Below are 25,615 nucleotides of genomic sequence, written 5' to 3' on the forward strand. Positions count from 1 at the left end.
CGCGCCGGTTTTCACCTGTAAAAAAACGAGCTTTCCATGAACCACTCTGTACGTCTTCTGGCATCTGTTCTTTTGTCCTGCTTTCCCGTTGCCGCGATTGCTGACAATCTGGCGGTCTCTTATTCCGAGGATGGGCGGTACTACACCGAAGACGATATCCCGACATTTAACGTGGCCGAGGATGGAACTGTGGACTGGATGACATTTTCAGGCTTCCGGCGCTATCACGCGGAATGCCATGTCTGTCATGGTCCGGATGGTGAGGGCTCGACCTATGCGCCGGCTCTAAAAGAGTCAGCGCTGGATATGGATTATTATGACTTTGTCGACATCGTCACGAATGGTCGACAGGTGGTGAATGCCGCTGAAAACTCGGTGATGCCGGGATTTGGCGACAACCCGAACGTGATGTGCTTTCTGGATGATATCTATGTATATTTGAAAGCTCATGGATCCGGTGCGATCCCACGAGGTCGCCCGCCCAAGAAAGAGGCGAAGTCCGACGTGATCCGCGAGGATGAAGATGCGTGCATGGGTTAAGGCCTGTCTTGTTCTGACGGTGCTTGGCGTCTGGCTTGGTCAGGCGCAGCCTGCACAGGCCCAAACTTCTGATCTGGTGTCAAAGACAGCCTTTCGCGTTTGCGCTGACCCTGCCAATTATCCCGTATCGTCCGAGGATGGATCTGGATATGAAAACCGGCTGGCCGAACTGATTGCCGCAAAGCTTGAATTGCCGGTGCAATATGTCTGGTTTCCGCAAGCGACAGGCTTCATTCGAAACACACTCGCTGCGAAGCGTTGTGATGTCGTGATCGGCTATGCGCAAGGTCATGAGTTGGTGCAGAATACCAACCACTACTATACTTCGGCCTATGCGTTGATTGTGCCGATGGACAGCGATCTGGCTCAGGTGGATCGGTTGAATGACCCTGCGCTCAAGGGCCGAAAGATCGGGATCGTGGCGGGTACCCCGCCGGCGGCGCATATGGCGCGGAATGGACTGATCGGACAGGCCAAGCCTTACAACCTTTTCGTCGATCGACGCGTGGAAAGTCCGGCTATCGATATGCTGGATGACCTGCAATCGGGCGAGATTGATGCGGCCATCCTCTGGGGTCCGCTGGGCGGACCATTGGTCAAGGCAGACTACCCAGAATTCAAGGTGATCCCGCTTGTCAACGAAGACCTGCCGCCGCGTTTGTTCTATCGCATCACCATGGGTGTACGGCAGGGTGAGAAGGTCTGGCAGCGGCAGCTGAATTCTCTGATCCGGCGCAATCAGGATGAGATCAATGCTGTGTTGGCCGAGGCCGGTGTTCCACTTGTGAATGATCTGGGGACTGAGGTGCTGGACCTGTCGCAATGATGCGCGCGTTCATGGCACTTGCGTTCATCTCGACCGCCGCGATGGCGCAGACCGTCCCCGAGCCCAGTGACTACCGCATGGATCACTACCGTGCGCCGGTGCCGGATCAAGTCACCGGCGGCACAACAATCGGTCCGGAAGAAGCACACGCGCTGTGGCAAGATCAGACCGCCGCGTTCATCGACGTTTTGCCTCAGCCACCTAAGCCAGCCAATCTGCCCGAGGGCACGCTTTGGCGAGACAAGCCGCGCAATAGCATCCCCGGAACGATCTGGCTACCCAATGTCGGCTATGGTGCAATCGCAGACGTCACGGCTGACTATTTTCGGTCCGGGTTAGAGGCCAGCACCAATGGTGACGTTGAGCATGGTATTGTTTTCTTCTGCCTCGAAGACTGCTGGATGAGTTGGAATGCCGCCAGACGCGCAATCGAATGGGGGTACGTCAACGTCTATTGGTTCCCAGAAGGCACCGATGGCTGGGCCTTATGGGGGTATCCACTCGAACGGGTCGAGCCGTTTCCAGGTCAGCCCGTCGCTGGGGGCGACTGATTCAAAAACCCGCCAGCTTCTTGTGCAAATGGCTGACGGTGCCGTCTGTATCCGTCATCGTTACATCAACTGCTTGTGCCCGGCTCGGAACAGATATGCCAACCCTCGGGTTTTCAGACAGTGAAATCGATCCGGTCATCTGAACATAACCCGCGCCATCAAGATCAATATCCACAGTTTCCACGTAGCGCATCGGTATGAACAACAGGGAAATCTGGTCCATCTGCATTCCCGAATGCGACGGATGATCAATGTTCAAATCCATCTTGCTGGCGCGATCCGCACCTAGATTGGACAACCGTGAACGCATATCCAGCGCAGGTACACGACCGACAAGTTCGGCCTCCATCGTTCCGAGGTTTTCCAACGCCAGTTTTGGGTCAGTTCCGGGTGGTGCGGCGCAGGCCCCAAGGCCCGAAGTTTTGACGAAGGTTTCCGACACCCAAAGGCGGCCATCCGTGGTTTCGGCAATGACATGCATCGGGGTCGGGCCGTTCACGCGCATGGTCACATCGAAGTAGAAGCTCGGTAGCGGTTCTTCCAATTCGAACACAGCAGAAACAGGCATCGGGTTTTCATCCAACACCAAGGTCACTTTCGCTACATTCGTTCCTCTGGGGGCAACGACCTGAGCCGCAAGCTCGGTCCGTGTGTCATCGGGTGTGCGATAGGGCGCATCGATCGCGATCAACGCGTCGCCGTTCTGCATTGGCCGGTCGCCATAGAGAAGCGCGCGGACATTGTCCCACGCCTCGTTCGATGCCCAGGCCGGAGCAACCAGCACGCAGAACAGGGCTGCAATCAGGTGAGAAGCCTTCATTGTCTTCCTCCTTGCAGAAATCTACCAAAGGCACGCGGCCCATCGCAGGTTTCTATCGTTTCTACCACGGACAGCGACTTAGGGTCCACGATGCTGACAGTGTTGTCGAACCAGTTTGCAACGACCACCAGATCCTCGCCGGTTGTTGCGTCGATGCCCTCCGGGTATTCCCCGACCTCAAGCAGAGCTTCGTCCTCCAACGTCTCAAGAGTGATAACGCTGAGCGTATTGGCATATTGGTTCGTGACGAATGCACGATCGTGGGCAAAGGCTATTCCATAAGGACGTTCGCCAACGGGGACCGTAGCTATGACCGCGCCGGATTCGACATCGACAACGCTGACATCATTGCTGCCGACATTGCCGACAAAAAGCCGCCCATCAGGGGCAAAGCGCAATCCGAAGGGGCGGGTGCCAACGGTTATGATGTGAAGTGTTCGTAGAGTCTCTGCATCGAAAACCGAAACCTGATTGGAGTCCTTGTCAGCCGATGCCAGAAAACGTCCATCGGGTGAAATCGCGATCCCGGCCGGGGCAGTGCCTGTTGGCAGTTCTGTCAGAACCTCCAGACTTTCGCTGTCCAGAACCCAAAGACGAGAGTTGAACCAATCAGATACAAATACCCGCCCGCGTGCAGGGTCTAGCGCGATTCCGATGGGACCACCATCGAGCATAACCTGCGCTATCGCCTCACCCGTTTCTGCAGACAAACGCCGCACCGTTTTACTATCCGGGGACACGGCGAACAGCGTACCGTCCAAACCTACGGCCACGCCCGCAGGCATGCCCGGCAGCGGCCAGCGGGCCGTTTCCTGCATTTCGGAAAGGTCAATGCGACTGAGTTCCTCACCGTTTTGGCAAGTGATGAACGCCGTCTCTGCCGGCACCGGGCTGCCAGAGAGCACCGTAAGCAACATCACGGATCGGCTAGCTTGCCGCACCAAAACGCTCGATCAACGCATCGAGGCCGGCCTGATACACCCCTGTCACGGCGGCGATGGCGGCTTCGTCATTCAGTTCGGCTGGTGGATCGTTGTTTGGATAACCGCGATAAAAGGCCCCGCGCCATTCGATGATCGAACCGCCCCCGTCGCGCGGTTTTACCGTCAGGTGCGATGAGTAATTGGTAACAGGCAGCACCTCAATCGCGACCTCGGTGATCCGGTAGGAATAGCTCATCTTTTCGTCGCTGTATTTATACAGAATCTCGTCAATCGTCGGCCCATCTTCCTGACCGAGTGTTAGCAACCGGGTCGCGTCGATCTCGTTGCCGCCTTTGCCTTCGGTCGCATACACGGCGGGATGCCATGACATGTCATCAAAGTTCCCGACAACAGCCCAAACCTCTTCGGGCGAGGCCGCGACTTCGGCGGTCAGCGTGACTTTCTGCCGGGTCGGCCCGTGGGCCCAGACCATGCCCGGAACCAGTAACGCAGCGGTTGTCGCAAGAAGCGTTCGTCGGTTCATCCAGTTTCCTCCCTGAATGCGCTTGGCGGTATTTGGCACGGCCTCTCGACCGCGTGTTCCCGGTCAAAACTGACGTGCAATCACGCTAAACAGGTCTCCCTCTACGACCCCCTGCGAAACCGTAGGGGGTCGTGGGAAACCATAGCAAGATCAACCGCATACGGGCATTCTTATAAAATAAGAATCGAGCTTAATCATGAAGCTGATACGCTTTGTTTTACAACATGGCCAAAAGTATCGGTTCCGTTCTTAGGGCGTTTCGCCCTTGATGAGCCAGCCTGATCACTCGGGCAACGGGAGGGCATCTTGATTATTCGCGTGCTGCCGCTGCTTGCGGCGCTGTTCTGGTGTGTGTCTGCGGTGACTGCGGCGGCGATCGATGTGAAAGCTGCGGTGCTACGGATCGACTACCCGTCGCTTTTGCCGATCTCGCGATATGATCTAAAGCCGGCTGATCTGGGCTTTGCCGGTGCCGCGCTCGGGGATGAAGATAACAGCACGACCGGCGGATTTCTGGGACATACTTACGAGACTGCAACCGTTGCGGTTTCACCAGAAGAGGCCGACGCTGCAATGGACCAGATCCTATCAGACGGTGTGCGCCTGATCGTTCTTCTGGCCGAGGCCCCCGACGTTTTGCGCCTGGCGGACAAGGCGGCGGAGGCTGGGGTACTGGTTTTCAATGCGTCGGCATCGGATACCGAATTGCGGGATGCAAATTGCCGCGGCAACCTGCTGCATATTGCTCCGTCCCGTGCCATGACAGCTGATGCAGTGGCGCAGTTTGCGGTCTGGAAGAAGTGGGATGATTGGTTCTTGCTGGCCGGTTCAAACCCTGAAGATATCAAATTGGCTGATGCCTATCGCCGCGCGGCTACCAAGTTTGGCGCGAAGATTGCAGAGGATCGGACTTTTGCGGATACCGGAGGCTCTCGGCGGACGGATTCCGGCCATGTGCTGGTTCAGCGCCAATTGCCGCTGGATACACAAGATGTGCGAGATCATGATGTGGTGATCGCTGCAGACGAAACCGATTACTTCGGGCGTTACCTGTCTTACCACCTTTGGACCCCGCGCCCGGTGATGGGATCGGGTGGCCTGCGCCCGACAACATTTCATGGCGCGCATGAGGCATGGGGTGCAACCCAGTTCCAAACCCGTTTCGAGGAACTGACGGGTCGCTATGTTCGACCTGAGGATTACAACACCTGGCTTGCACTGCGGGTGATTGGCGAGGCGGTAACCCGCGCCAGTACGGCAGAAGCTGACGGCGTGCGTGACTATGCCTTGTCGGACCAGTTCGAACTTGCCGCCTTCAAAGGACAGAAAGTGACGTTCCGCGATTGGAACGGGCAACTGCGCCAGCCGATCCTTCTGTATGACGGGTCGATCACCGTCAGTGTCAGCCCGCAGGAGGGGTTCCTGCACCAGATCTCACCGCTCGATACAATGGGTTTGGATCGGGCGGAATCCAGTTGTCGGGCATTTGAATAACCGGAGGTCTTGATGAAACGACTATTGTTGACCGTTGCCTGTGCCGCGCTGACCTCTGGTCCTGCGCTGGCGGGCAAGGCCTTTGTCTCGAACGAGCGGGGTAACACCATCACCGTGGTGGATACCGAAACCTGGGAGGTGATCACCGAATTTCCCGGCGGCAACCGCCCGCGTGGCATCACCGTCAGCCCGGATGGCGGAACGCTGTATGTTTGTGCCTCGGATGACAATATCATCCGAGTATTTGATACCGAGACCTATGAGGAACTGCCCAGCTTGCCCTCGGGCCCCGACCCTGAGCTTTTCATCCTGGAACCCTCGGGTAAACGGCTATACATCGCCAATGAGGACGACAATCTGGTTACGGTCACTGATACTGAAACCCGTACAATTCTGGCCGAGGTGCCGGTCGGCGTCGAACCCGAAGGCATGGGGATGAGCCCGGACGGCAAATTTGTGGTCAACACCTCTGAGACCACCAATATGGCGCATTTCATTTCCACTGAGGATTACACCATCAAGCACAACGTCCTGGTCGATCAGCGCCCGCGTTATGCCCAATATACCGCCGATGGCAATCGCCTGTTTGTGACCTCGGAAATCGGTGGGACAGTCTCGGTTATGGATATAGCCGAGGACGGAACGCCCACAGTTGTTGGCAAAATCAGCTTCGAGGTGCCCGGGGTGCAACCGGAATGGTTGCAGCCCGTCGGAGCGAAGGTAACCTCGGATGGCAAACGCCTGTTTGTTGCTCTGGGGCCTGCAAACCGTGTTGCCGTCGTTGACGCACAAAGCCTTGAGGTTTTGGATTACATCCTAGTTGGGCAGCGGGTCTGGCAGCTCGATTTCACGCCGGATGAGAAATACCTGCTGACCACAAATGGTAACTCAAACGACATCACGGTCATCGATGTGGCTGCAGAGAAAGCCATAAAATCGGTACAGGTCGGACAACAGCCCTGGGGCGTGGTGACCATTGACTGAAGTTCTGGGAGGGACGTGAATGAAAAAACTCATGATTGCCGCGATGGTTGCAACGTTAGGCGGGCCAGTTTCGGCGGCCCCGCTCTGTGATGATCTGGGATTTGCCGGTCTTCTGGCGAAATGCAACCGAGGTGACACCATCAAGCTGACGCTCGCTTCGGGGCAACCGCTGGGTGAGGACGTGGTTCTGCAATCCGGCGCGTATTACAAGCTTGAGATTACCGCCGATGGTTCCGCGGAATTGGCGATCGAGGGGCCATCTTTCTTTCGCGCTATCTGGATGAATGAGATCGTGATCAACAAGATCGAAATCCGCCCGATGGCGGTGGACAGCATCGAGTTCGACAAGGCTGGCGTAGCGGAGCTGTCGTTTATCGCAATCAAACCCGGCAGCCATGAAATTCGCATCCCCGGTTCTACAGGTGACTCGCAACGTATCACAGTCAGTATTCAATAGAGAAAGGATAGCATGATGAGAAAGGCGGGAGTTTTGTTGATTGCCGGACTAATAGCGGCACCAGCATTCGCCGACGATATTGATGCGGCAATTGTCGAAAAGATCGAAGCCTATCTTGCGTCCATCGAATGTCAGATGGATCCGGATGACATCGAAGCTGAAGACGACGGTTATGATCTGGACGACGTCATCTGTAAGGGTGGCAACCAGTTCGACATCAAGCTGGATAAAGATCTGAATGAAGTCAGCAGAAAGGCGGAGTAGCGGGTGAAGGGATGAAGTCATGATCAAACTATTTGCCGCCTGCCTTGCGCTGGTCTTCACGGCGGGCGCTCTGGACGCCGATACCCTACCAACCATTCGCGCCGCGGTACTCAAGATCGGGACGGTGAATTGGGAATTGGAGACCATTCGCCAGAACGGTCTGGACAGGAAACATGGCTTCATTCTTGATGTTCAGCCTTTTGCCGACAATGGCGCAACCCGCATCGCGGTCGAAGGTGACGAAGCTGATCTGGCCGTCGCTGACTGGATTTGGGTGGCGCGTCAAAGGGCTGCTGGGAAAGACTATGTCTTTATCCCTTATTCCAAAGCTGTCGGAGGGGTGGTTGTGCCCGCTGACAGCCCTGCGACCAGTTTGAAGGATTTGGCAGGTGGCAAGATAGGCATTGCCGGTGGACCGCTGGACAAATCCTGGCTGATCCTGCGTGCCTATGCAGCGCAGGAATATGGCATGGATCTGAAAGCCGACACCGAGCAGGTATTCGGCGCTCCGCCACTGATCTTCAAATCCGCTCTTGGAGGAGATTACGCGGGGGCGATCAATTTCTGGCACTTTCTGGCCAAGATGAAAGCGTCGGGCATGAAAGAGCTGATTTCGGTCGAAGATGCCGGGCAGGCGCTTGGCCTCGACTTAAACACGCCACTGTTGGGCTATTACCTGAAGGAGCGCTTTCTAAACGAAAACCCGGACCTTGCGCAAAACCTGTTCGCCGCCAGCCGCGACGCCAAGGACCTGCTGGCCAATTCTCCTGCTGCATGGGAGGCGATCCGCCCTCGTATGAACGCGAAATCCGACACGCAGTTTGAACAGCTCAAAGCCGATTGGATCGCAGGAATTCCTGATCGCAGCCCTGTTGACGCGGATGCCGCCAACAAGATGCTGGAACTGATGACCGAATTGGGTGGAGCCGAGCTGGTCGGTGAAGCAACAAAAGTGCCACAAGGTCTGTTTGCTGACGTGGAATAGGATTTGATGCAAGACACACGCCTCACGCCGCTTATGTCCATCGCGGGCCTTGTGGCGTTTTGGATTGTTGCGGCCTTTCTGACCGCAGACCCGCAGATTCTGCCGCAGCCCTGGGATCTGATCCCCCGGTTTCAGAAGGAACTGGTCTCGGGGGAATTGCTGCGAAGCCTTGGTGCGACTTTGTTGCGAGTGATCTGGGCCTTTGCGTTGGCGATGACCTTGGGAACGGCTATTGGGCTGGCCATGGGGCGTTCAGAGGCGCTGAACCGCTGGCTCGACCCGTGGCTGGTCATCTTCCTGAATTTGCCGGCCTTGGTGCTGATCGTGCTGTGCTATCTCTGGATCGGATTGACCGAGGTGGCGGCGATTACGGCCGTAACCTTGAACAAAATTCCTAATGTTGCGACGATCCTTCGCGAGGGGGGCAGAGCGTTAAGTCCGGACTTAGACGCAATGGCCCAAGTCTACCGATTGCCGAGGCAAACACGACTGCGTCATGTGATCCTGCCGCAGATTGCCCCGTTTATTGCGGCTGCTGCGCGGTCCGGGCTTTCCCTGATCTGGAAGATCGTGCTTGTGGTCGAGTTTCTTGGGCGCTCATCTGGCGTCGGTTTTCAAATCCACTTGTATTTTCAACTGTTTGATGTGGCTATGGTGCTGGTCTATGCGTTTTCATTCATTGCGGTCATGCTGGTCGTCGAATGGTTGGTTTTGCAGCCATGGGAGCGCAAGGCTCGACGGTGGAGAGCCGCATGATACGCATCGACATCCGGCAGAAACGCTTTGGTAATGATGTTGTCTTAGGTCCCATTTCTTTTGATGTCGCTGCAGGGGAAACGGTCGCGCTGACCGGGCCATCGGGTATCGGAAAGACAACGCTACTGCGATTGGTAGCCGGTATCGATCCTGACTTTGACGGCCAGATCGTGCGGCCGGATCGGCTGGCGATTGTGTTTCAGGAACCCACTTTGCTGCCCTGGCGTTCTGCTTTTGATAATCTGATCCTGATCCACCCGGGCTTGTCCCGCGCCGATGCTGAAGTCGCTCTGTCCGACGTTGGATTGGAGGGAAAGGGGGACTTGTTTCCCGGGCAATTGTCGTTGGGTCAGCAGCGTCGGTTATCGCTGGCGCGCGCCTTTGCCGGGCAGCCCGAGTTTCTGATTATGGACGAGCCCTTTGTTTCTCTGGACGCCGAAACATCCGAGACGATGCTGACTCTAACCGAGGGTCTGATCGCGCAGCATGGCCCAGCCACCCTGTTTGTGACCCATTCCAAATCCGAAGCGCAACGACTTTCCGACCGGATACTCAACCTGATATCCGGGCAAAACGGTGCTGTTTTGGGGTAGGAATTACTCCGCAGGTTCAGTTGCTGCCCCGGGTGAGACGCGATAGACAAAGGGCGCTTCCGCTTTGGCTGCATGTTCGTTTGCCTGATCCTGCAAAGCCTGATGATGGGGCGATTTGATGCACACCGGATCGGTGGCGCTTGCGTCTCCGATAATGGCCATGGCCTGACAGCGGCAGCCTCCGAAATCTATGGTTTTCCGTTCGCATGTTTTGCAGGGGTCCGACATCCAGTCGGTTCCGCGGTAAGCATTGAATGCACGACTATTGTACCAGATGTCCGCAAGCGGTTTTTCCTGTATCCGATCAAATGTCAGATGCGGAATGGACTGTGCCGCATGGCAGGGCAGAACCTGACCGTCAGGTGCCACGTTCAGCCCGGTGGTGCCCCAACCGCCCATACATCGTTTGGGATAGTCATCATGATAATCCGCCGGGACATAGTCGATGACCAACTGCCCTTTGAGTGCTTTTCGCGCTTCGGCCACCTGTTTCGTCACCTGCTGCGCCTGTTCCCGCGTGGGCATCAAAGCATCCCGGTTCTTCAATGCCCAGCCGTGGAATTGCACCGTTGCAACTTCGATCCGCCGAGCGCCCATTTCCTGTGCCAGTTCCAGCGCCCGTGGCAGTTGGTGCGCGTTGTGGCGGTGCAGGACAAAGTTCAGGGTCAGCGGGAACCCAATTTGATTGATCCATTCGACCGTTTTCATCTTACGGTCAAACCCACCCCGGTACCCGCCCACTTTATCCGCCATCGCTGCATCGGTGCCTTGAAGAGACAACTGTATATGGTCCAGACCAGCCTCATCCAAGTCGTTCAGGCGTCGTTCGGACAGGCCGATCGCCGAAGTGATCAGGTTGGTGTATAACCCGGCTACGCGCGCGGCTTTGACTAACGCGACCAGATCCCGGCGGGATGCGGGTTCGCCGCCTGACAAATGCAGTTGTAAGACTCCAAGCGCGGCAGCCTCTTGGAAAACGCGAGCCCAGGTCTCGGTATCCAACTCGCTGTCGAGCTTCGCCATTTCGACCGGGTTGGAGCAATAAGGACAGGACAATGGGCAACGATGCGTCAGCTCGGCCAACATGGCGATGGGTGGTGGGGTCTTTGTCTGCATCAAATCACATCCAGAAAACGCCGCGCCCGCAGGGCATCCAGAAAACCTGAACTGTCTTCGGCGATCTGCTCTTCCGGGGCGCTGTATTTTTTGGACAAAATTGCCGTGATCTGTCCAAAGCTGCGCTGGCCGTCGACTTCGTGCAAGATCGCTTGCCCGATCTGATCCAGCGTTACGGCCCGTTCAGGCGCCAACAGCACCCATTTTTCCCGTACGGAATCGAAATGGATACGGACACCGCGCGGGAGCGAGGGGACCTCCTGCGCCAGCATCATGATGCCCGCCGCATCAGCAGACCAGTGTCCGGTTTCCAGGCACCCGGAGGAATGCGGGCGGGCTCAACATAGGCACCCCACAAGGCATCCAACTGCGACCAGAGGACATCAGTCTTGAATATCAGCGCTTTGGACGCCGCTTCCTGTTTTTCTGCGGTGTCGGCATGATCCAATACCCACGCCAGACCAAAGGCCACATCCTTGGGGGCTTCTTTCAGGCGGTTGCGGAAATAGGCAAGTGAGCTGTCATCCGCAAAATCGTAGTGCTGAAGCAGACCTTCGATCCTGTTGGCATGAATCTTGGGTGCAAATAGCTCAGTGAGTGAGGCCGCAACCGCCTCTAGCAGTGTTTTTTCGCGGACGTATCGCACATAAGCGTCCACCGCAAACTTGGTGGCAGGCAATACGCCGTCACATGAGGCGACGTAGTCCGGATCCAGACCGACCGCTTCGGCCAGTCGCAACCAGCGCCGGATGCCACCTTCGTTCTCTTCTGTACCGTCATGATCTTCGATCCGCGACCGCCAGGCGCGACGTAGGGCCGGATCTTCAACGCGCGACATGAAGGCGGCGTCCTTCATCGGGATGGAATGCTGATAGTAGTAGCGGTTGATCACCCAGGCGCGGACTTCGTCGGAGGTGCATTGGCCGCTGTGCAGGCGATGATGAAAAGGATGAAGGTCGTGATAGCGCTCGGCTCCGATCTGGCGCAGCCGGGCTTCGAAATCTTCGCGGCTTTGGGTCATAGCGTGATCTCCATTCCATCCTCACCTATCGTCCAACCCTTGGCCTGCGCCCGAGCTTTCTCGGCACTGTTGGGGCGCAGAACCGGATTGGTGTTGTTCATGTGAACAAAGACTTTCCGTCCGATCTGCATATCAGCGAACCCGGCGATCGAGCCGTCGGGGCCGTCCATCGACATATGCCCCATACGCTTACCCGTTTTCTGCCCCAGCCCTGCGCGCACCATCTCATCATCCTGCCAGAGCGTGCCGTCAAAAAACAAGAGGTCGGCACCTTCAAGCTGAGCGCGCAACTCGGGCGTCAAAGCAGCACAGCCCGGGATATAATAGGCTGTCTTTCCTTGCGTACGAAGCGCCACACCCACAGTTTGTTCACCCACCAGATCGGTTTGAACATGGTCCCCTTCCAGATACAGAGGCACCTTGCCGGGCACTGGAAACAAGGTCGCCGTTAGGTTTGGAACAAGTTCAAAGGGCTCATTCAGCGAAATCGGCATGCGTTTCACAATAGAGGCATTCAAGGCATCAAAAATTGGGTTTTCTCCAATGACGCCATGAATGCTATTGGTGGCAAACAGCGTGAATGGCTGCATCTCGCGTAACGTGAGCAAGCCCGCGACATGGTCGATATCCCCGTTTGTCACCAGCACCGATTGAACCGGCAACTCTCGCAACCCTGTGGGAAACAGGAGGGGCGTATTGCCCAGCTGCGTTCGAATATCCGGAGAAGCGTTCAGGACAGCCCAGTTTTGGCCATCGGGGGACACGGCGAGCGACGACTGCGTTTGCGCAGGAATTTCTCCGCGTCGTGCCAGATTGCAGTTTTCACATCCGCAGTTCCATTGCGGAAGGCCGCCGCCAGCAGCGGCCCCAAGTATTATCGCGCGCAACGTCATCTAATGTTGGCGCTTGCGTCTGATCAGATCAAGCCGCCGCCACGCTCATCATCATGATCGGGGCCATACATGTTGATTTCCATACCGCACTCGATTTCGCGGATAACAGGTTTGCTCCAAGCCATATCGGGGTCCTCCTTTAAGATGTGCTAGGGATCAATGTGGCAGGTCTCATGCGCCCGTGCGACTCTTAATTCATAAGAAGGATTTAGACTTTGGTCGGTACTCAGGTGTCATCCGACAATGGAGCCACCCCTTGAAGGCAAAAGCCCTGATTGCGAATCGTTATGATTTCAAATCCAAAATCACCGGATCCCAGCTTCTTGCGCAGATACCCAATGTAGACATCGACCACATTTTCGTTACTGGATCCCTCCTGCGACCAGAGCGTATCAAACAGTTCCCCGCGTGAGATGGGCGTTCCCGCTTTGCTGTTGAGCAGCACGAGCAGATCGAATTCGCGTTCTGTCAGCGTAATGCGTGTTTCTCGGGTGGTGAGGGTTCTGTCCTGTGTTGATATCCGCGCGGGATCGGGACGTTGCGAAAGCACGCGTTGTTCCTGTACCTGCAACCGGGCAACAAGTTCGTCAAAGCTGAAGGGCTTCACGACATAGTCGTCGGCTCCGGCTTCCAGCCCGGCCGCGCGGTGGTCGACGTCTGAGAGGGCCGACAGCATCAGTATAGGGATCGCGACACCAGCTTCGCGCGCAGACCGGACCAGTTCGATACCGCTGTCGGCGCCCAGCATGACATCAACAATTGCACCTGAGAATGCACCGCTTTTCAACTGCGCCAACCCTTGATCGGCGCGGTTCTCTGCTTCGGCCGAGTAGCCGTGTAGTGACAGCCCCCGGACAAGGGCCGAGGTGATTTTCGGGTCATCGTCTATGATCAACAGTTTCGAGGCCATGGGATCATTCTAAGCCTCTGACAACGGCAATCGAATGCAGACATTTGTACCGGCATTCGCACCCAGAGCGCGATCACTTAAGACCGGGCTGGTTATCGAGATCGATCCTTCATGTGCCTCGACGACCCATCTGGCCAAAGCCAGCCCGACGCCAAATCCCTGACTGTTCGCCGCCCCGCCCTGAACAAACCGTTCAAAAATCTGACTTTGCGCGCCCTCGGGAATTCCCGGACCGTTGTCGGTTAGCTGTATATGAACAATCCCACCTTCTGATTGACCCGAAAGCGACAGCGCTTTGCCATCGCGTGCGTGCCGGATCGCATTGCGCAAAAGACTAAGCAAGACCTGACGCATCCAGTTCGGGTCGCAATGCAAGGTACAATTCGGGAATTCGCCCACTTCAAGATGCATGCTGGCGCTGTCGATTTCAGGCTTAATGTCACGCGCAACGGTTTGCATCAACGTGCGCAGCGCAACATTTCGCAGTTCCAAAGCCAGTTCCCCGGTTTCAGATCGCGCGACACGCAGCAAATCGTCAATGCGCTGGTTCAGTTTTGCTGCGCTAGACTCGATCGTCGCCAAAGTCTCTGGCGCGGTTTGACTATCCCGTTGGCCAATTTGCGATTCCATCATGATAACCGTCAGCGGTGTGCGTAACTCGTGGCTGATATCAGCAAAAAAGCGGCGGCGATTCTCGTCAATCTTGGACAAGGTATCGTTTGCCGCACGAAGTTCCCGCGTGCGTTTAGCAATCGTCTCGTTCAATCCGGCCCATTCTGCATCAACCTCCTCTTGGCGTTTTTTCAATGCACCCGCCATTCGATTGGTCTCGCCATACAATTGGCCGATCTCATCGTTGCGGGTTTCTGGCAGCGAAATAGCAAACTCGGATTTGCCAACCTGAACTGCCGCGTTGCGCAGCCGGTCCAGACGAGAGAATTGTGGTCGCACCAGCCCAAAGTAAAACCACGCCGTGCTGAGCAAAGCGAATAGTGCAAGTGCCAATGCCAGCCAAGTCAGCGTCAAACGCGTCATTTCGATCCCGGCTAAAATGGAATTTCGAAACAGAACCTCGGTATTCACGGCCTGACTGAGCAAGGGATCAAATGCCGAAGCAAACGATTCGATATGGGCGCGCAGCCGTGCCTGATCGGCTTCTGTATCAGCAAGCCCGTCCAGCGTGTTGGCTAGCAGCGCCTCCATTCTGGCCAGACCAAGGGATTGGGTGCCGTACCGGGACTGCTCGTCCAGCCCGAGCGACTGAACGGCGGCAACGGCCTCTTCCACATCAGAGCGAAGTTGCAGAAAGGTTGTCCCGATCTGGTCCCGAATTGGGGCAAGGCGATCCAGTCGGGTTTCGGCGGATTGGCCGGTCTGGATCGATTCCGTTGCGATCACCAGAAAGGTGGCGGCTTGGGTCGACAAAGCGGCATAGCGTGCCATCCGGGTTTCCGAAGCAAGCGCCGTTTCCAGGCGGCTGGCGACGGTTTGCATACCGAAATAGAGGATAGCCGCCGTCAACAGGGTTCCGGATCCAAGCACAACCGCACCGAGGCCTAAACGGGTTTTCAAAAGCAGGCTGCGTTTGGTGGTTTCGGGTTTGGTCGTCATGCTTTCCGCTTCATCAGACCACGGGCCGGATCATATCCCCATACGGCAATCGTGCACAGAACAACAGTTGACGCCAGAACCCACAACAGAGACCCCCAGTTGATCTGCAGGTAAAACAGAAACCGGATCAATTCGACCACATGCGTAAACGGATTGAAGGCGCAGATATCGCGCAGCAAAGGGGAGCTTTCGGCCATTCTCCACAAGGGGTAGAGGGCCGAGGACAGGAAGAACATCGGGAAGATGACAAAGTTCATGACCCCGGCGAAATTTTCCAGTTGTTTGATGAAACTGGACAACACCAGACCCAGCGCTCCCAACATAAGGCCACCCAAAACCAATCCCGGCAAAACCGCTACGTAGCCGGGGAGTGGCAGGACAATTCCGAACAGCGCAGCCAGCATCAGAAATGTGTAGACCTGCATAATGGATATTGCCGTTGATCCCAGCAGGCGGCAGAACAACAGCCACCAGCGCGGGAACGAACTGGTCAGCAACAGGCGCATCGAGCCCATCTCGCGGTCGTAGACAAGGCTGAGCGAGCTTTGCATCCCGTTAAACAGCAGAACCATCGCACAGAGGCCCGGAACGATGTAGGTCTCATATGTGATGTAGGTCTGATAGGGTGGGATGATCGACAGGCCGAGGGCCGCCCGAAACCCTGCCGCGAAAATCAATAGCCACACCATAGGACGGACCAAAGCCGCAAGAAACCGTTCGCGTTGATGGATGAAACGCAGAAACTCGCGCCCGATGATGGCGCGTGCAACACCCCAGAATCCGCTCATGCCGGGACCTCGGTTTGCGACAGGAACCAATCGGACAGCGTTTGATCACCTCGCAGGTCGCCTGTCTGGCCGCGAGCCAGAATCTGACCTCGATGCAGCACTAACAACTGGTCATCGTCGCGCACTTCATCTGTCAGGTGGGTGGCCCAGAGAACACACAGTCCCTGTGCCGCCAGATCGTGCACATGGTCAGTTATCGCCTGCCTTGCCGCGGCATCGAGCCCGACAGTTGGCTCGTCCAACAACAGCACTGTAGGGTCATGCAACAGAGCACGCGCCAACTCCATGCGGCGGCGATGACCGCCATTCAGGTCACGCACGCGCTCCCCGGCACGTTCCCGCATGTTTAACCGATCCAGTGCTGTGTCGATACGGGCAGGAACCTCCGATCGCTGCAACCCGTGCAAGGCGGCGAAATAAGTCATGTTCTGGCGCACCGTCAAACCCAGATCCAGGGTTGGTTGTTGAAAGACCACGCCGAGCTTAGCTAGCGCTTTGCGGGGGGCTTGGCGCAGATTGTGACCCGCAACACTGATTTTACCATCCGGCGCCACAAGCAACCGCGTCAGCAAGGACACCAGCGTCGATTTTCCGGCCCCATTCGGGCCGAGCAGCCCGCAGAAAGTTCCTGCTGATACCTCGAAAGAGACAGCATCCAAAGCTGCTTTGGCACCATAATAAAAACTCAACTCGCGTACGGCGAGACCGGGATTGGCTTTTGCCGAGTGCCGCGTATTTGACATTCTTCCTCCGTCCCGAACCATGGGGCTTGACCGCAGCTTGCAATGTCGGGTCGCGTTTCTCAACCTTCCTGTCTGGGGCCCGACCGCGACTTAAGTATGTGAAGGTTCACGGATATGTTATGTATCCGAACAGTGATGGCGCAGGTAATATCGGCGTCAGACCAATGAGAAAGGACCGCAATGTCCTTAGATCGGCGCGATGCACTACAGGTGAGCCTTTGGGCTTTGATGTGCCTTGCCTTGCCTGCGCGCGCGCAGGATTTGGTGGCTTTGCCGAACGTCGCGACGCTGGAAGAATTGATCGCTGGTTTTGCTGGTGAAGCACTGATTGAGGACAGCGGCGTTTCCATTGATATGGAAGCCATTGCCGAAGATGGCTATCGCGTGCCGGTGACCATTAACGCTGTCTCTGCAGAGGAAGTCATGTTGATCGCGCCCGGCAATCCGGTTTTGCCGGTTCTCAGGGCTCGGTTCGGGCCTTTGGCTGGCGCGCACGCCATTTCAACGCGCATGCGTCTGGGACAATCCCAAGAGGTTTTGGCCCTCGCGCGTCTGCCAGACCGCAGTGTTCGCCGTGGTACACGGGCGGTCTCGGTCGTTGTGGGCGGTTGCGCATGACAGAGGAGATGTGACATGGCCACAGGTGTCAAAACCCGCGTCAAGTTGCCCAAACAGGCCCGCGCTGGTGACGTGGTCACGATCAAGACCCTGATCACCCACCGCATGGAATCCGGTCATCGCCTTGATTCAGATGGCCAGCCCACTCGGCGGTCGATCATTCATCGCTTTCTGTGTGAGTTCGAAGGAGAGATAGTTGTCGACCTCGACATCGGCCCCGGTATTTCGACCAACCCATTTTTCGAGTTTCAGGCAATTGTCCCGGGTCCGGGTGTTTTTACCTTCAGTTGGTTTGACGATGACGGTGCAATCTACACCGACAGCCGCGCGATCTCGGTCGTATCATGATGCTGGCGAAAGTGGTGGTTCTGATCACGCGCGGAATTCGCAAGCTTTGGGCGTTGAAAAACTGTGGAACAATGATGAGGAAGGCCATCCTCGCCACCTGCGCCTGTTTTGGCGTTTTGTCCATCGCCGAGGCAAAGGCAGAGGAGGAAGACGGAGATGTCGAACTAGGTGCATATCTGTCTGCGGAATGTGTGACCTGTCATCAGGTCAATGCCGAGACGGACAGTATTCCACAGATTGTCGGTCTTGATCCCAACGTCTTCGTGGATGCGATGCTGGCGTATAAGAGCAAACAGCGTGAACATCCGATCATGCAGATGATGGCCGGGCGTCTGAAGGATGAAGAAATAGCAGCGTTGGCGGCATACTTTAACGCGCTGAAGTGACAAGAGCCGCAGGGAGGGGTTCAGATGACGTGGAATAGACGCAAGTTTATGGGTGCCGTGACAGGAGCTTTGTCTGCACCCGCAGTTCTGGCGGAAAGCCGCGGAAAACCCCGGGTCGTCGTAGTAGGTGGCGGGGCCGGCGGGGCCACGGCAGCCCGCTACATTGCCAAGGATAGCGATGGTGCAATTAATGTAACCCTAGTCGAGCCGTCACAGGTTTATTTCAGCTGCTTCTTCTCCAATCTTTATATTGGTGGCCTGAAAACGATCGAGGATATAGGGCACACCTACGGTGCGCTTGCCGCAAAGTACGGTATCAATGTCATCCATGACTGGGCCATCGCGGTTGATCGGGTCGGTAAAACTGTAACTTTGGCGGGGGGGCAGGCGCTGCCCTATGACAAGTTGATACTGGCGCCAGGTATTGATTTCGTTGAAGGGTCTGTCAAAGGCTGGGATCTATCTGCGCAGAACAAAATGCCCCACGCATATGAAGCGGGGTCTCAGTCCCAGCTGTTGCGCGCGCAAATTGATGCCATGCCTGAAGGTGGCGTGTATGCGATGGTCGCGCCTCCAAACCCCTATCGCTGCCCACCGGGTCCTTACGAGCGAATTTCAATGGTCGCCCATGTTTTGAAGAATACCAACCCAACCGCCAAAATTATCATTGCTGACCCGAAGCCAAAATTCTCTAAAATGGCGCTATTCGAGGACGGCTGGGCCACGCACTATCCTGGCATGATTGACTGGATCGGCGAAGAATTTGGCGGTGGGGAAGTCTCGGTCAACCCGGGCCGGATGACCCTGACAATTGACGGCGATGAAATGACCGTTGACGTTTGCAACGTCATTCCTGCTATGAAAGCCGGACGCATTGCTGTACTCGCAGGCGTTACGGATGACCGGTGGGCTCCGGTGAACTCGGCTGACATGTCCTCAAAAGCTGACCCGGATGTTTATGTTCTGGGCGACGCAAGTGAACAGGGTGACATGCCAAAATCCGGTTTTTCGGCCAATTCGCAAGCCAAGGTCTGCGCAAATGCCGTCCGCGGTGCGCTGACCGGGTCACGGATATTCCCGCCAAGATACGCAAACACATGTTGGTCATTGATCGCGGTCAGTGACGGTGTCAAAGTCGGTGCGACCTATGAGGCGACCGAAGAGAAAATAGCACGCGTTGACGGTTTTATCAGTCAAGTCGGCGAAGACGCTATTCTACGCAAATCAACATACGAAGAATCTGAGAATTGGTACGGCGCCATATCTGCAGATATGTTTGAATAGGTTAAGTCGCATAATTTCTTCAGAGCAGAATAGACAAAACTATTTGGCAGTATACTCCGCCAGTTGAGCAAACTGCTGAAATGTCGAGCGGCCAGGAGTGAATTGACCTTTGCGGATCACGCGTGCCAGTTCGATACCGGCAAGGACAAATGCAGCTGAATCGAAAGACTTGTAACCCGGCATGGGCCTGATCCGACGTTTGATGAACCGTGAGCCTCCCCAACTGAACTGGTCCACCGTTATGTTTGGAGAACGGAGGACCAAGGATGGCCAACAAGCGACCGAAGCCCGAAGAGATTGCCTCGAAGTTATGGCAGGTTGAAGTTCTGATGGGGCAAGGCATGTCCCGTTTTGATACGATCAGGCAGGTTGGCGTTGTCGAACAAACCTGTTTTTGCGGGCGGAAGAAGTACGGCGGAATGGGCGTGGACCAGTTGAAAAAACTGAAGCGGCTTCAAAAGGAGAACGAGAGACCGCGACGTGCGGTTTCAGATCTGACGTCAGACAAACTGATCCTGACGGAAGCCACGCAGGATGAAGGCCGAAAAGAAAACCATCCAGAGGTTGATTTTCAGGCCTGAATGTGCGGCCCTACTTGGCCCCGCTCGTCGTCGTGTTTGTATCAACCATGTACGCAACAAACTGAACGTTTCCGAGAGACGCGCCTGCCGCGTGCTGGGACAAAATCGGTCCACGCAACGGAACGTCCCACAAGGTCGCGCAGGCGAAGACCGACCGGTGGCCGCCCTGATCGAGCTGGCCCGTCAATACGGCCGATATGGCTGTCGAAGGATCGCTGCGCTGCCGAGAGGGGCTGAAAGTGCAATGAAACAACCGAGGAAAGGTCGGCGTTCGCAGGCTCACCTAAATGACGGATCGTGTATCCGGCTTCGTCCAGGGCATCGCAACCATGTCTGAAGCTACGATTTCGTCCATTGCCGATCCAATGAAGGCAAAGCCTTCCATCCCCTGAACATCCTTGATGAGCACAGTCGGGAATGCTTGGCGATCAGGGCGAAACAGAAGCTGAACTCAACCGACGTGATCGACGTCCTGACAGACCTGTTCATACTTCGCGGCGCACCCAGGTTATCCGATCTGACAATGGGCCGGAATTTGTCGCCCAGGCTGTCCGAGACTGGATCGCCGCCGTTGGCGCCAAGACAACTTACGTTGAACCTGGAAGCCCGTGGGAGAACGGATACGGCGAAAGCGTCAATGGCAGGTTCAGGGACGAGCTGCTCAACGGTGAGGTCTTCCACAGCCCAAGCGAAGCTCAAATTCTGATCGAACAATGTAGGAGACTCTAAAATACAAAACGCCCACAAAGTTCACTGGGCTATCGCCCACCAGCCGCCGAAACCATCACACCGATGGATCACAGGCCAACCATGCACTAACTTCCAACTTGGACCAGTCAGTTGAGGCCGCTCACTCTGATCACTGTAGTGTAGCCCGTCAATCCGCCATTCGCTGCGACAGCAAAATAGGAGGCTGGACAATCTCACAGATCGCGCACAGAAATGGACCAACGCGGCTTAGACCTCAACGGAAGAACCCGGCAAACAACTTCCGTTGGGTATGATGAAGGCGATGTCTCGTTGCTTGAAATCCTGCTGTGGATCAGCCCTTCTCACTAGAGTTTTTGTTACGAGCCTCGAACCAAATCGGTTCCAATAATACCGGATAGCCTCATGGATTTCTTCGGCAACGCGTTAATCTGATTTGAGATCGATGCCCCTGGACGGTGTTCTCTATCGGCACGTTTCCGCCGGGCGTCGGCGCTATGAAGCCGTCGTGACCTGATTTGTGCTATGATTAATGGGTCCCCGTCGAGTTTCAGAGAAGGGGATCGTGATTTGATTTTCTGGAGAACCTTAGGCTTAGGTTTTCACTTTTCTAAGTATTTGAACTGGAGACGCGAAGGAAAATTGTTATGGCTGCCCCAAAAAAAATTGACGTGGACGAAATCACAAAACTCGTCATTTCTGATCCAGAGAATGTGCCTGGAACGCGAATGGTTGCAGGCTGGCTAGGAAAGGGAATAAAGGGTCGGAACTGGAGGTTGTATCAGGATCCAACTTTTACCTCTTACCTTGAAATCAACGAAGATGACATAATTCTAAGCAAAAAGATCGACGAGCGTATCGCGCCTCTTGGCGGGAGTATCCTCTGGGTGAAGAGCGAGGCCAAACTGCCGCACACTCGGCTCACTCCGTCCCAAGCGCAGACCGGCTTTCTCAGCGGTCAGATTTCTCGTGATCATATGGGACGAGTGGCGTCGAGCTTCACCATCGGAGGAGATGGTGGCACGGCCATCCATCCCACAATCATAATAACCATTCTTACGATTACTATAACAAATACGATTATTGTGATCGTTTCGACGGCTACCGACAATGCATGCCCGAATCCAAACAATAGCCAAGGCCTGTGCCCAACGAACTTGTCGGCCTGCTGCTAGTGCTATCTCCGGAATGCGTGATCCCTTACCTTCTCGAAAGAGGGATTTTGACAAATGAGCAGATCGTCCATGACGATCTGGCAGTGTTGGACATATCACGACGCAACTCGAATTTCGCCCTTTCTCTCGGGACCGGGCGGGGCTTTTTCCTGAAGCAGGGCAAGCGAATGGATAGGTTCAGTACAGTCATGGCCGAGGCGCGCTTCTACGACTGGCTTGGCGCAGGCGGCGGCAAAACCCGAGTTTCTGATAAGGTGCCCAATTGCCATTTCTACGATGAGTTCAACGATATTCTGGTATTGGAATTCTTCGAAGATGCAGAATCACTCGCCGCATTTCAAACTTCCAGGCGCCGTCGTTTCCCACTCTGGATCGCACGGTTTGTCGCGTCAGTTCTGGCGGACCTGCATGCTTCTACTGTGCCGGAAAGTGTTCGAACGGATCCGCCTTGGGTGTTTTCTCTGACACAGCCGCGGCTGGATATGTACTCGCAAATTTGCTCCGCAAACCTCGAGCTTCTTACTATCCTGCAACAATACGATGTTTTTGCGGATAGCTTTCGCGAAATGTTGTCGTCTTGGCGCGCAGATAGCCCGATCCACGGCGATCTGAAATGGGACAACTTCATAGTCCTGAAGAATGAGTCTGGCTCTGCCCATCAGCTAAGAATGATTGACTGGGAGACGTTCCAAGCCGGCGATCCCTTTTGGGATGTCGCATCTATAGTTGCCGAGCACCTGCGTTTTTGGCTCAACTCCATTCCGGTTGCCGGAGAGGCGCCAACAGAAGAACTGCTTGCCAGCGCGCGTTTTCCACTGGAGGCGCTGCAGCCATCCATGTCAGCCTTTTGTGCGGCGTATTTGCACCGAAGTCGCCGCTGGATCGTCGATGCTTCGGCAGCGCGGATAAAAATCGTACGCTATGCAGCAGCAATCCTGGTTCAGTTCGCCTACGAGCAGCTCCAAGGTCAGTCGCAAATCAGTTCGAACATCATTTGCTTTCTGCAGCTTTCGCAAAACATGCTCGAACGTCCGGAGGAAGCAGCCGTCCACATCCTAAATCTGCAAGTTGACCAAAGTGTAGTCGCATGAGCCTTCATCGACAGCAGCTCAACGACTTGCTTGCGGCGCTTCGGATCAACGCGAACTACAGGTACAGTTGGTTCGGGCGTCGATCTCCTGGTTTACCCAAGCACCTCCGAGAGACAGTGGGGGCGGACACTCTCAGATCGTTTTTGGTCAGTTCGGTCCAGCACCGCCTCTACTCAGATTTCTATATACGTGGTCATGCAGCGCCAACATCGACAAGGCATGGCGGCAGCTTGGACGTTGGATTGACCGAATTCGTAAAGAGTCTGTCGCAGGCCAATCAAGGAATCGGCTGCTGGCGAGGGGGGTGGCAAACAGAGCGCCAAACAGATGACCTAAGTCTTGTCAGGCGAAATGGGCTGTCGATATGGGCGCCAGCATCGTCATGCAGGTCGAATGGCGACAGCGAAGAGACCCGAGTGTTGTTCCCGAAAGAGTATTTCGGCATTTCGCCGGGGTTCTACTTGGCTTCAGGTGATCTTGAACCGAGGGAGGGCACTAAATTGCTGCGTTGCTACTGGAATGTTGCGCAGTCGGGTGCCGCTGCTCTGATGGCTGGCGTAACTGGTATACTCAATGATGCCGGTATCGCGTTCCAGTTAAAGGTTGCAAACAACGCAGAAGGGTATGACCGATGCGATAGTGCCGTTCTGTATCTTGAGAGTGCAACAGCTGCGGATGCAATCGACCGTCTGACTTCGGTTTACTTGGATTTGATGCCACATCTTTACGGGCCGGTACCCGCAATGACATTAGCCATCGGTCGAGGCGTATCGCTGGCAGAGGATCCCGGTGGAGGCGAGAGTTTCGGCCTTCACCGTTGCAAGTTGATAGCCGAAGCATTGGTGACCGCACATGAGGCCGGTATCACGAGCAAGTCCGGCCGTTTGGACAAGATCGTTTCGCGGTTCGACGATGCTGGATTGAGGCTTAGCAACCCCTATTTGGGCGCTGATTCACCGGGTGTGCCGAACCCCGGTTGGCTGGTCGAGTCGAGCCCACTCACTCGGTCTCGTACCAATGGAGCCCGATCGCCGGGCTGTGCCGACTGGATGCTGTTGGCCGAGCGCGTTTCCGCAATGCTCACTGCAACCAAGCATTGCCACGGGGAACGCTGTACTTGGACAGGATACGAAGCTGCCAACTCATCGATGCATGGTAGTGATGGAAAGGGTCGGGTACTGCGCACCCTTGGACCCAATCTCTATTCAGGGACCTCGGGCATAGCGTGGTTTCTATCGGAGTTTGCCGCACTTTCTGGGGATAAATTGGCCGCTGATACAGCGCGCGCGGCTTCGCACCAGACGCTTGCCCGGATCAATTCCATAGAGGGAACTGACCGTCTTGGCCTGTATTCGGGGTTTGCCGGGATCATATTGGCCTGTCTGCGCATCGGCACCTTGCTTGAGGAACAGCACCTGCGCAAGCACGCAGTCCAACTGGCGGAAGAACTTGCCCACATTCCTGTCGAAGGCGGCGAAGCTGATGTGATGTCCGGCGTCGCGGGAACGATTATAGGTTTGTTGTCCGTTGCAGCGCTGGGTTCCCGTCCAACTCTGCTGGCAGGCGCGACCAATTTTGGTCGGCACTTGATCTCACAGGCGCAGGCCGGCCGCGATGGACTGTTCTGGACATCGAAGGCCGACCCGGAGGAGCTACCACTGACCGGCCTGTCGCACGGTTCCTCCGGAATAGCTCTGGCGCTTTTAAGAGTGTTCGCAGCGACGGGAATCGATGAATTTAGAAAGGCAGGCATCGACGCGCTCCGTTTTGAGCAAGCCCACTTTGACCGGGCTAAGCTGAACTGGCCGGATTATCGGGGGATTTCACGTCGTCGTTCGCCAACGGGTGTTCCCCACGCCTTTTCATGTTTTTGGTGCCACGGTGCACCCGGAATTGCGCTCGCTCGTGTCGAGGCGCAGGAGATAACGGGCAATGCCATCTACGGCAAGCACGCTGCTGCGGCGTTTGAAACGATCCGCGTTTCAGTCTTGGAAATGCTTGCGCGAGGAACGCAGGCGGATACTTCATTGTGTCATGGCATTTGCGGTAACGTTGATATCTTGATGTCGCTGTCAGCAAGATTGGGAATAGTACTGCCGGAGAGTGACGACATCTTGCGTCGTACTCATCTAGTCTTGTCAAAGCACTTGGACGCTGCGGAGAAAGGGAAGCCTACTAACGGCATTACCTCTATGGGTCCTGGATTAATGCTAGGATTGACCGGAATCGGCGTTTTTGCGCTTCGTCGAATGACGCACACCGTGCCTGATATTTTGGGCCTCGGCCGATTCAATACCAAGCATCCGATATTTGTGGTCGGCCCTGAGCTGCCTTTGGCTGAGTGAGCAGGCGCTGCGATGCAACTTCCCCGGACCGGCACATTCAGTGCGCTTGAAAAAAACCGAGAATGTTGATCTCACGGTTGTCGCACAAAGCGTATTTGTGCAATTGCAGATATTTCTGACGCAGCATTCTTTTGCATCGTTTCTACGCCAAATCATACCGTCACGCCCTTCAGCCTTTGGAGTGACTGCACACGCGAAACGGCTTCCTGAGAGGCAAGGCACCACCTTCTCCCAATTAGGATTTGACAAGCAGGCAATAT

29 protein-coding genes and 2 pseudogenes are annotated in these 25,615 nt (G+C 55.7%); 18 read left to right on the top strand and 13 right to left on the bottom strand.

Annotated elements, in window-relative coordinates; genetic code table 11:
* Positions 1–36 precede the first annotated feature (36 nt).
* Genes ACR0IK_RS16235 through ACR0IK_RS16245 form a run of 3 tightly spaced genes read left to right on the top strand, consistent with a single transcriptional unit; the run spans position 37 to position 1,917 of the window.
* Positions 37–540: a c-type cytochrome, methanol metabolism-related gene (locus ACR0IK_RS16235; RefSeq protein WP_480594670.1), complete on the top strand. Its 504-nt coding sequence runs from the start codon at positions 37–39 to the stop codon at positions 538–540.
* The gene (locus tag ACR0IK_RS16240; RefSeq protein ID WP_480642248.1) at positions 524–1,366 is read left to right on the top strand and encodes a substrate-binding domain-containing protein; all 843 of its coding nucleotides are present in this window, start codon (positions 524–526) and stop codon (positions 1,364–1,366) included. Before ACR0IK_RS16235 ends, ACR0IK_RS16240 begins: the two co-directional genes overlap by 17 nt.
* Positions 1,363–1,917 (top strand): PQQ-dependent catabolism-associated CXXCW motif protein, encoded by a 555-nt coding sequence (locus ACR0IK_RS16245; protein ID WP_480642249.1) that lies wholly within the window; start codon positions 1,363–1,365, stop codon positions 1,915–1,917. The genes ACR0IK_RS16240 and ACR0IK_RS16245 overlap by 4 nt, the downstream gene beginning before the upstream one ends.
* A gap of 1 nt (position 1,918) precedes the next feature.
* Here ACR0IK_RS16245 and ACR0IK_RS16250 read toward each other — a convergent pair whose 3' ends face one another.
* From ACR0IK_RS16250 to ACR0IK_RS16260, 3 genes are read right to left on the bottom strand one after another with little or no spacing between them, the layout of a single operon-like run.
* On the bottom strand, positions 1,919–2,737 hold the full coding sequence (locus ACR0IK_RS16250; protein ID WP_480642250.1) for a quinoprotein dehydrogenase-associated SoxYZ-like carrier: 819 nt from the start codon (positions 2,735–2,737) through the stop codon (positions 1,919–1,921).
* The gene (locus ACR0IK_RS16255; protein ID WP_480642252.1) at positions 2,734–3,654 is read right to left on the bottom strand and encodes a beta-propeller fold lactonase family protein; all 921 of its coding nucleotides are present in this window, start codon (positions 3,652–3,654) and stop codon (positions 2,734–2,736) included. Before ACR0IK_RS16255 ends, ACR0IK_RS16250 begins: the two co-directional genes overlap by 4 nt.
* A 10-nt stretch (positions 3,655–3,664) precedes the next feature.
* Positions 3,665–4,204: an SRPBCC family protein gene (locus ACR0IK_RS16260; RefSeq protein WP_480642254.1), complete on the bottom strand. Its 540-nt coding sequence runs from the start codon at positions 4,202–4,204 to the stop codon at positions 3,665–3,667.
* A gap of 321 nt (positions 4,205–4,525) precedes the next feature.
* Here ACR0IK_RS16260 and ACR0IK_RS16265 point away from each other — a divergent pair, with 321 nt between their 5' ends.
* From ACR0IK_RS16265 to ACR0IK_RS16295, 7 genes are read left to right on the top strand one after another with little or no spacing between them, the layout of a single operon-like run.
* Complete coding sequence (locus ACR0IK_RS16265; RefSeq protein ID WP_480642315.1) at positions 4,526–5,698, top strand: ABC transporter substrate-binding protein; 1,173 nt, start codon at positions 4,526–4,528, stop codon at positions 5,696–5,698.
* A gap of 12 nt (positions 5,699–5,710) precedes the next feature.
* Positions 5,711–6,682 carry a YVTN family beta-propeller repeat protein gene (locus tag ACR0IK_RS16270; RefSeq protein WP_480594676.1) on the top strand — a complete coding sequence of 324 codons (972 nt, stop codon included), beginning with the start codon at positions 5,711–5,713 and terminating at the stop codon, positions 6,680–6,682.
* Between the two features lie 19 nt (positions 6,683–6,701).
* Positions 6,702–7,139, top strand: a complete 438-nt coding sequence (locus ACR0IK_RS16275; protein WP_480594677.1) for a cupredoxin domain-containing protein — start codon at positions 6,702–6,704, stop codon at positions 7,137–7,139.
* Positions 7,140–7,154: 15 nt separating this feature from the next.
* A complete protein-coding gene (locus ACR0IK_RS16280; RefSeq protein WP_480642255.1) occupies positions 7,155–7,403 on the top strand; it encodes a PepSY domain-containing protein in 249 nt (82 codons plus the stop codon).
* A gap of 19 nt (positions 7,404–7,422) precedes the next feature.
* On the top strand, positions 7,423–8,388 hold the full coding sequence (locus tag ACR0IK_RS16285) for an ABC transporter substrate-binding protein (protein WP_480594679.1): 966 nt from the start codon (positions 7,423–7,425) through the stop codon (positions 8,386–8,388).
* A 6-nt stretch (positions 8,389–8,394) separates the two neighbouring features.
* Positions 8,395–9,144, top strand: a complete 750-nt coding sequence (locus ACR0IK_RS16290; protein WP_480642256.1) for an ABC transporter permease — start codon at positions 8,395–8,397, stop codon at positions 9,142–9,144.
* Positions 9,141–9,737: an ABC transporter ATP-binding protein gene (locus tag ACR0IK_RS16295; RefSeq protein ID WP_480642258.1), complete on the top strand. Its 597-nt coding sequence runs from the start codon at positions 9,141–9,143 to the stop codon at positions 9,735–9,737. Before ACR0IK_RS16290 ends, ACR0IK_RS16295 begins: the two co-directional genes overlap by 4 nt.
* Positions 9,738–9,740: 3 nt before the next feature.
* On the opposite strand, the gene pqqE is transcribed toward ACR0IK_RS16295, so the two are convergent.
* The 9 genes from pqqE to ACR0IK_RS16340 all read right to left on the bottom strand — a co-directional run bounded on the left by pqqE (position 9,741) and on the right by ACR0IK_RS16340 (position 16,819).
* The gene (gene pqqE, locus ACR0IK_RS16300) at positions 9,741–10,853 is read right to left on the bottom strand and encodes a pyrroloquinoline quinone biosynthesis protein PqqE (protein ID WP_480642260.1); all 1,113 of its coding nucleotides are present in this window, start codon (positions 10,851–10,853) and stop codon (positions 9,741–9,743) included.
* A complete protein-coding gene (pqqD, locus tag ACR0IK_RS16305; RefSeq protein ID WP_480594696.1) occupies positions 10,853–11,125 on the bottom strand; it encodes a pyrroloquinoline quinone biosynthesis peptide chaperone PqqD in 273 nt (90 codons plus the stop codon). Before pqqD ends, pqqE begins: the two co-directional genes overlap by 1 nt.
* The gene (gene pqqC / locus ACR0IK_RS16310; protein ID WP_480642262.1) at positions 11,125–11,874 is read right to left on the bottom strand and encodes a pyrroloquinoline-quinone synthase PqqC; all 750 of its coding nucleotides are present in this window, start codon (positions 11,872–11,874) and stop codon (positions 11,125–11,127) included. Before pqqC ends, pqqD begins: the two co-directional genes overlap by 1 nt.
* Entirely contained in the window at positions 11,871–12,767 is an 897-nt protein-coding gene (gene pqqB, locus ACR0IK_RS16315) for a pyrroloquinoline quinone biosynthesis protein PqqB (protein ID WP_480642263.1), read from the bottom strand. The genes pqqC and pqqB overlap by 4 nt, the downstream gene beginning before the upstream one ends.
* A 23-nt stretch (positions 12,768–12,790) precedes the next feature.
* Positions 12,791–12,892, bottom strand: a complete 102-nt coding sequence (pqqA, locus tag ACR0IK_RS16320; RefSeq protein WP_085823998.1) for a pyrroloquinoline quinone precursor peptide PqqA — start codon at positions 12,890–12,892, stop codon at positions 12,791–12,793.
* Positions 12,893–12,993: 101 nt separating this feature from the next.
* The gene (locus ACR0IK_RS16325) at positions 12,994–13,677 is read right to left on the bottom strand and encodes a response regulator transcription factor (RefSeq protein ID WP_480642264.1); all 684 of its coding nucleotides are present in this window, start codon (positions 13,675–13,677) and stop codon (positions 12,994–12,996) included.
* A 9-nt stretch (positions 13,678–13,686) separates the two neighbouring features.
* Positions 13,687–15,288 carry a sensor histidine kinase gene (locus tag ACR0IK_RS16330; RefSeq protein ID WP_480642265.1) on the bottom strand — a complete coding sequence of 534 codons (1,602 nt, stop codon included), beginning with the start codon at positions 15,286–15,288 and terminating at the stop codon, positions 13,687–13,689.
* Positions 15,285–16,076 (bottom strand): ABC transporter permease, encoded by a 792-nt coding sequence (locus tag ACR0IK_RS16335; protein ID WP_480642266.1) that lies wholly within the window; start codon positions 16,074–16,076, stop codon positions 15,285–15,287. Before ACR0IK_RS16335 ends, ACR0IK_RS16330 begins: the two co-directional genes overlap by 4 nt.
* Positions 16,073–16,819, bottom strand: a complete 747-nt coding sequence (locus tag ACR0IK_RS16340) for an ABC transporter ATP-binding protein (protein ID WP_480642268.1) — start codon at positions 16,817–16,819, stop codon at positions 16,073–16,075. Before ACR0IK_RS16340 ends, ACR0IK_RS16335 begins: the two co-directional genes overlap by 4 nt.
* 180 nt (positions 16,820–16,999) lie before the next feature.
* Here ACR0IK_RS16340 and ACR0IK_RS16345 point away from each other — a divergent pair, with 180 nt between their 5' ends.
* Genes ACR0IK_RS16345 through ACR0IK_RS16360 form a run of 4 tightly spaced genes read left to right on the top strand, consistent with a single transcriptional unit; the run spans position 17,000 to position 19,455 of the window.
* Complete coding sequence (locus tag ACR0IK_RS16345) at positions 17,000–17,437, top strand: thiosulfate oxidation carrier protein SoxY (RefSeq protein WP_480642269.1); 438 nt, start codon at positions 17,000–17,002, stop codon at positions 17,435–17,437.
* Positions 17,438–17,452: 15 nt separating this feature from the next.
* The gene (gene soxZ / locus ACR0IK_RS16350) at positions 17,453–17,785 is read left to right on the top strand and encodes a thiosulfate oxidation carrier complex protein SoxZ (RefSeq protein WP_480594690.1); all 333 of its coding nucleotides are present in this window, start codon (positions 17,453–17,455) and stop codon (positions 17,783–17,785) included.
* A complete protein-coding gene (locus tag ACR0IK_RS16355; protein WP_480642270.1) occupies positions 17,782–18,171 on the top strand; it encodes a c-type cytochrome in 390 nt (129 codons plus the stop codon). The genes soxZ and ACR0IK_RS16355 overlap by 4 nt, the downstream gene beginning before the upstream one ends.
* A 24-nt stretch (positions 18,172–18,195) precedes the next feature.
* Complete coding sequence (locus ACR0IK_RS16360; RefSeq protein WP_480642271.1) at positions 18,196–19,455, top strand: FCSD flavin-binding domain-containing protein; 1,260 nt, start codon at positions 18,196–18,198, stop codon at positions 19,453–19,455.
* Positions 19,456–19,494: 39 nt separating this feature from the next.
* Here ACR0IK_RS16360 and ACR0IK_RS16365 read toward each other — a convergent pair.
* A pseudogene (locus tag ACR0IK_RS16365) lies at positions 19,495–19,665 on the bottom strand (IS6 family transposase); the annotation flags it as partial.
* A 56-nt stretch (positions 19,666–19,721) separates the two neighbouring features.
* Here ACR0IK_RS16365 and ACR0IK_RS16370 point away from each other — a divergent pair.
* The 4 genes and pseudogenes from ACR0IK_RS16370 to ACR0IK_RS16385 all read left to right on the top strand — a co-directional run bounded on the left by ACR0IK_RS16370 (position 19,722) and on the right by ACR0IK_RS16385 (position 25,355).
* Positions 19,722–20,855, top strand: a pseudogene (locus tag ACR0IK_RS16370) (IS3 family transposase).
* Between the two features lie 536 nt (positions 20,856–21,391).
* On the top strand, positions 21,392–21,919 hold the full coding sequence (locus ACR0IK_RS16375; protein WP_480596065.1) for a hypothetical protein: 528 nt from the start codon (positions 21,392–21,394) through the stop codon (positions 21,917–21,919).
* On the top strand, positions 21,889–23,010 hold the full coding sequence (locus tag ACR0IK_RS16380) for an aminoglycoside phosphotransferase family protein (RefSeq protein WP_480642272.1): 1,122 nt from the start codon (positions 21,889–21,891) through the stop codon (positions 23,008–23,010). Before ACR0IK_RS16375 ends, ACR0IK_RS16380 begins: the two co-directional genes overlap by 31 nt.
* A gap of 416 nt (positions 23,011–23,426) precedes the next feature.
* Complete coding sequence (locus ACR0IK_RS16385) at positions 23,427–25,355, top strand: lanthionine synthetase LanC family protein (protein WP_480642274.1); 1,929 nt, start codon at positions 23,427–23,429, stop codon at positions 25,353–25,355.
* Positions 25,356–25,615: the final 260 nt, after the last annotated feature.

The sequence above is a fragment of the Ruegeria sp. BF7 genome, from assembly GCF_056538605.1.

Bases quoted from the DNA above. Each gene is read 5' to 3' on its own strand.
- ACR0IK_RS16275 (WP_480594677.1), top strand. From the start codon at position 6,702: ATGAAAAAACTCATGATTGCCGCGATGGTTGCAACGTTAGGCGGGCCA.
- ACR0IK_RS16295 (WP_480642258.1), top strand. From the start codon at position 9,141: ATGATACGCATCGACATCCGGCAGAAACGCTTTGGTAATGATGTTGTC.
- ACR0IK_RS16330 (WP_480642265.1), bottom strand. From the start codon at position 15,288: ATGACGACCAAACCCGAAACCACCAAACGCAGCCTGCTTTTGAAAACC.
- ACR0IK_RS16375 (WP_480596065.1), top strand. From the start codon at position 21,392: ATGGCTGCCCCAAAAAAAATTGACGTGGACGAAATCACAAAACTCGTC.
- pqqB (WP_480642263.1), bottom strand. From the start codon at position 12,767: ATGACGTTGCGCGCGATAATACTTGGGGCCGCTGCTGGCGGCGGCCTT.
- ACR0IK_RS16340 (WP_480642268.1), bottom strand. From the start codon at position 16,819: ATGTCAAATACGCGGCACTCGGCAAAAGCCAATCCCGGTCTCGCCGTA.
- ACR0IK_RS16360 (WP_480642271.1), top strand. From the start codon at position 18,196: ATGACGTGGAATAGACGCAAGTTTATGGGTGCCGTGACAGGAGCTTTG.
- ACR0IK_RS16240 (WP_480642248.1), top strand. From the start codon at position 524: ATGCGTGCATGGGTTAAGGCCTGTCTTGTTCTGACGGTGCTTGGCGTC.
- ACR0IK_RS16325 (WP_480642264.1), bottom strand. From the start codon at position 13,677: ATGGCCTCGAAACTGTTGATCATAGACGATGACCCGAAAATCACCTCG.
- ACR0IK_RS16255 (WP_480642252.1), bottom strand. From the start codon at position 3,654: ATGTTGCTTACGGTGCTCTCTGGCAGCCCGGTGCCGGCAGAGACGGCG.
- pqqE (WP_480642260.1), bottom strand. From the start codon at position 10,853: ATGCAGACAAAGACCCCACCACCCATCGCCATGTTGGCCGAGCTGACG.
- ACR0IK_RS16355 (WP_480642270.1), top strand. From the start codon at position 17,782: ATGATGCTGGCGAAAGTGGTGGTTCTGATCACGCGCGGAATTCGCAAG.
- ACR0IK_RS16345 (WP_480642269.1), top strand. From the start codon at position 17,000: ATGTCCTTAGATCGGCGCGATGCACTACAGGTGAGCCTTTGGGCTTTG.
- pqqC (WP_480642262.1), bottom strand. From the start codon at position 11,874: ATGACCCAAAGCCGCGAAGATTTCGAAGCCCGGCTGCGCCAGATCGGA.
- ACR0IK_RS16260 (WP_480642254.1), bottom strand. From the start codon at position 4,204: ATGAACCGACGAACGCTTCTTGCGACAACCGCTGCGTTACTGGTTCCG.
- ACR0IK_RS16290 (WP_480642256.1), top strand. From the start codon at position 8,395: ATGCAAGACACACGCCTCACGCCGCTTATGTCCATCGCGGGCCTTGTG.
- ACR0IK_RS16250 (WP_480642250.1), bottom strand. From the start codon at position 2,737: ATGAAGGCTTCTCACCTGATTGCAGCCCTGTTCTGCGTGCTGGTTGCT.
- ACR0IK_RS16285 (WP_480594679.1), top strand. From the start codon at position 7,423: ATGATCAAACTATTTGCCGCCTGCCTTGCGCTGGTCTTCACGGCGGGC.
- pqqA (WP_085823998.1), bottom strand. From the start codon at position 12,892: ATGGCTTGGAGCAAACCTGTTATCCGCGAAATCGAGTGCGGTATGGAA.
- ACR0IK_RS16280 (WP_480642255.1), top strand. From the start codon at position 7,155: ATGAGAAAGGCGGGAGTTTTGTTGATTGCCGGACTAATAGCGGCACCA.
- ACR0IK_RS16270 (WP_480594676.1), top strand. From the start codon at position 5,711: ATGAAACGACTATTGTTGACCGTTGCCTGTGCCGCGCTGACCTCTGGT.
- ACR0IK_RS16335 (WP_480642266.1), bottom strand. From the start codon at position 16,076: ATGAGCGGATTCTGGGGTGTTGCACGCGCCATCATCGGGCGCGAGTTT.
- ACR0IK_RS16235 (WP_480594670.1), top strand. From the start codon at position 37: ATGAACCACTCTGTACGTCTTCTGGCATCTGTTCTTTTGTCCTGCTTT.
- pqqD (WP_480594696.1), bottom strand. From the start codon at position 11,125: ATGCTGGCGCAGGAGGTCCCCTCGCTCCCGCGCGGTGTCCGTATCCAT.
- ACR0IK_RS16245 (WP_480642249.1), top strand. From the start codon at position 1,363: ATGATGCGCGCGTTCATGGCACTTGCGTTCATCTCGACCGCCGCGATG.
- soxZ (WP_480594690.1), top strand. From the start codon at position 17,453: ATGGCCACAGGTGTCAAAACCCGCGTCAAGTTGCCCAAACAGGCCCGC.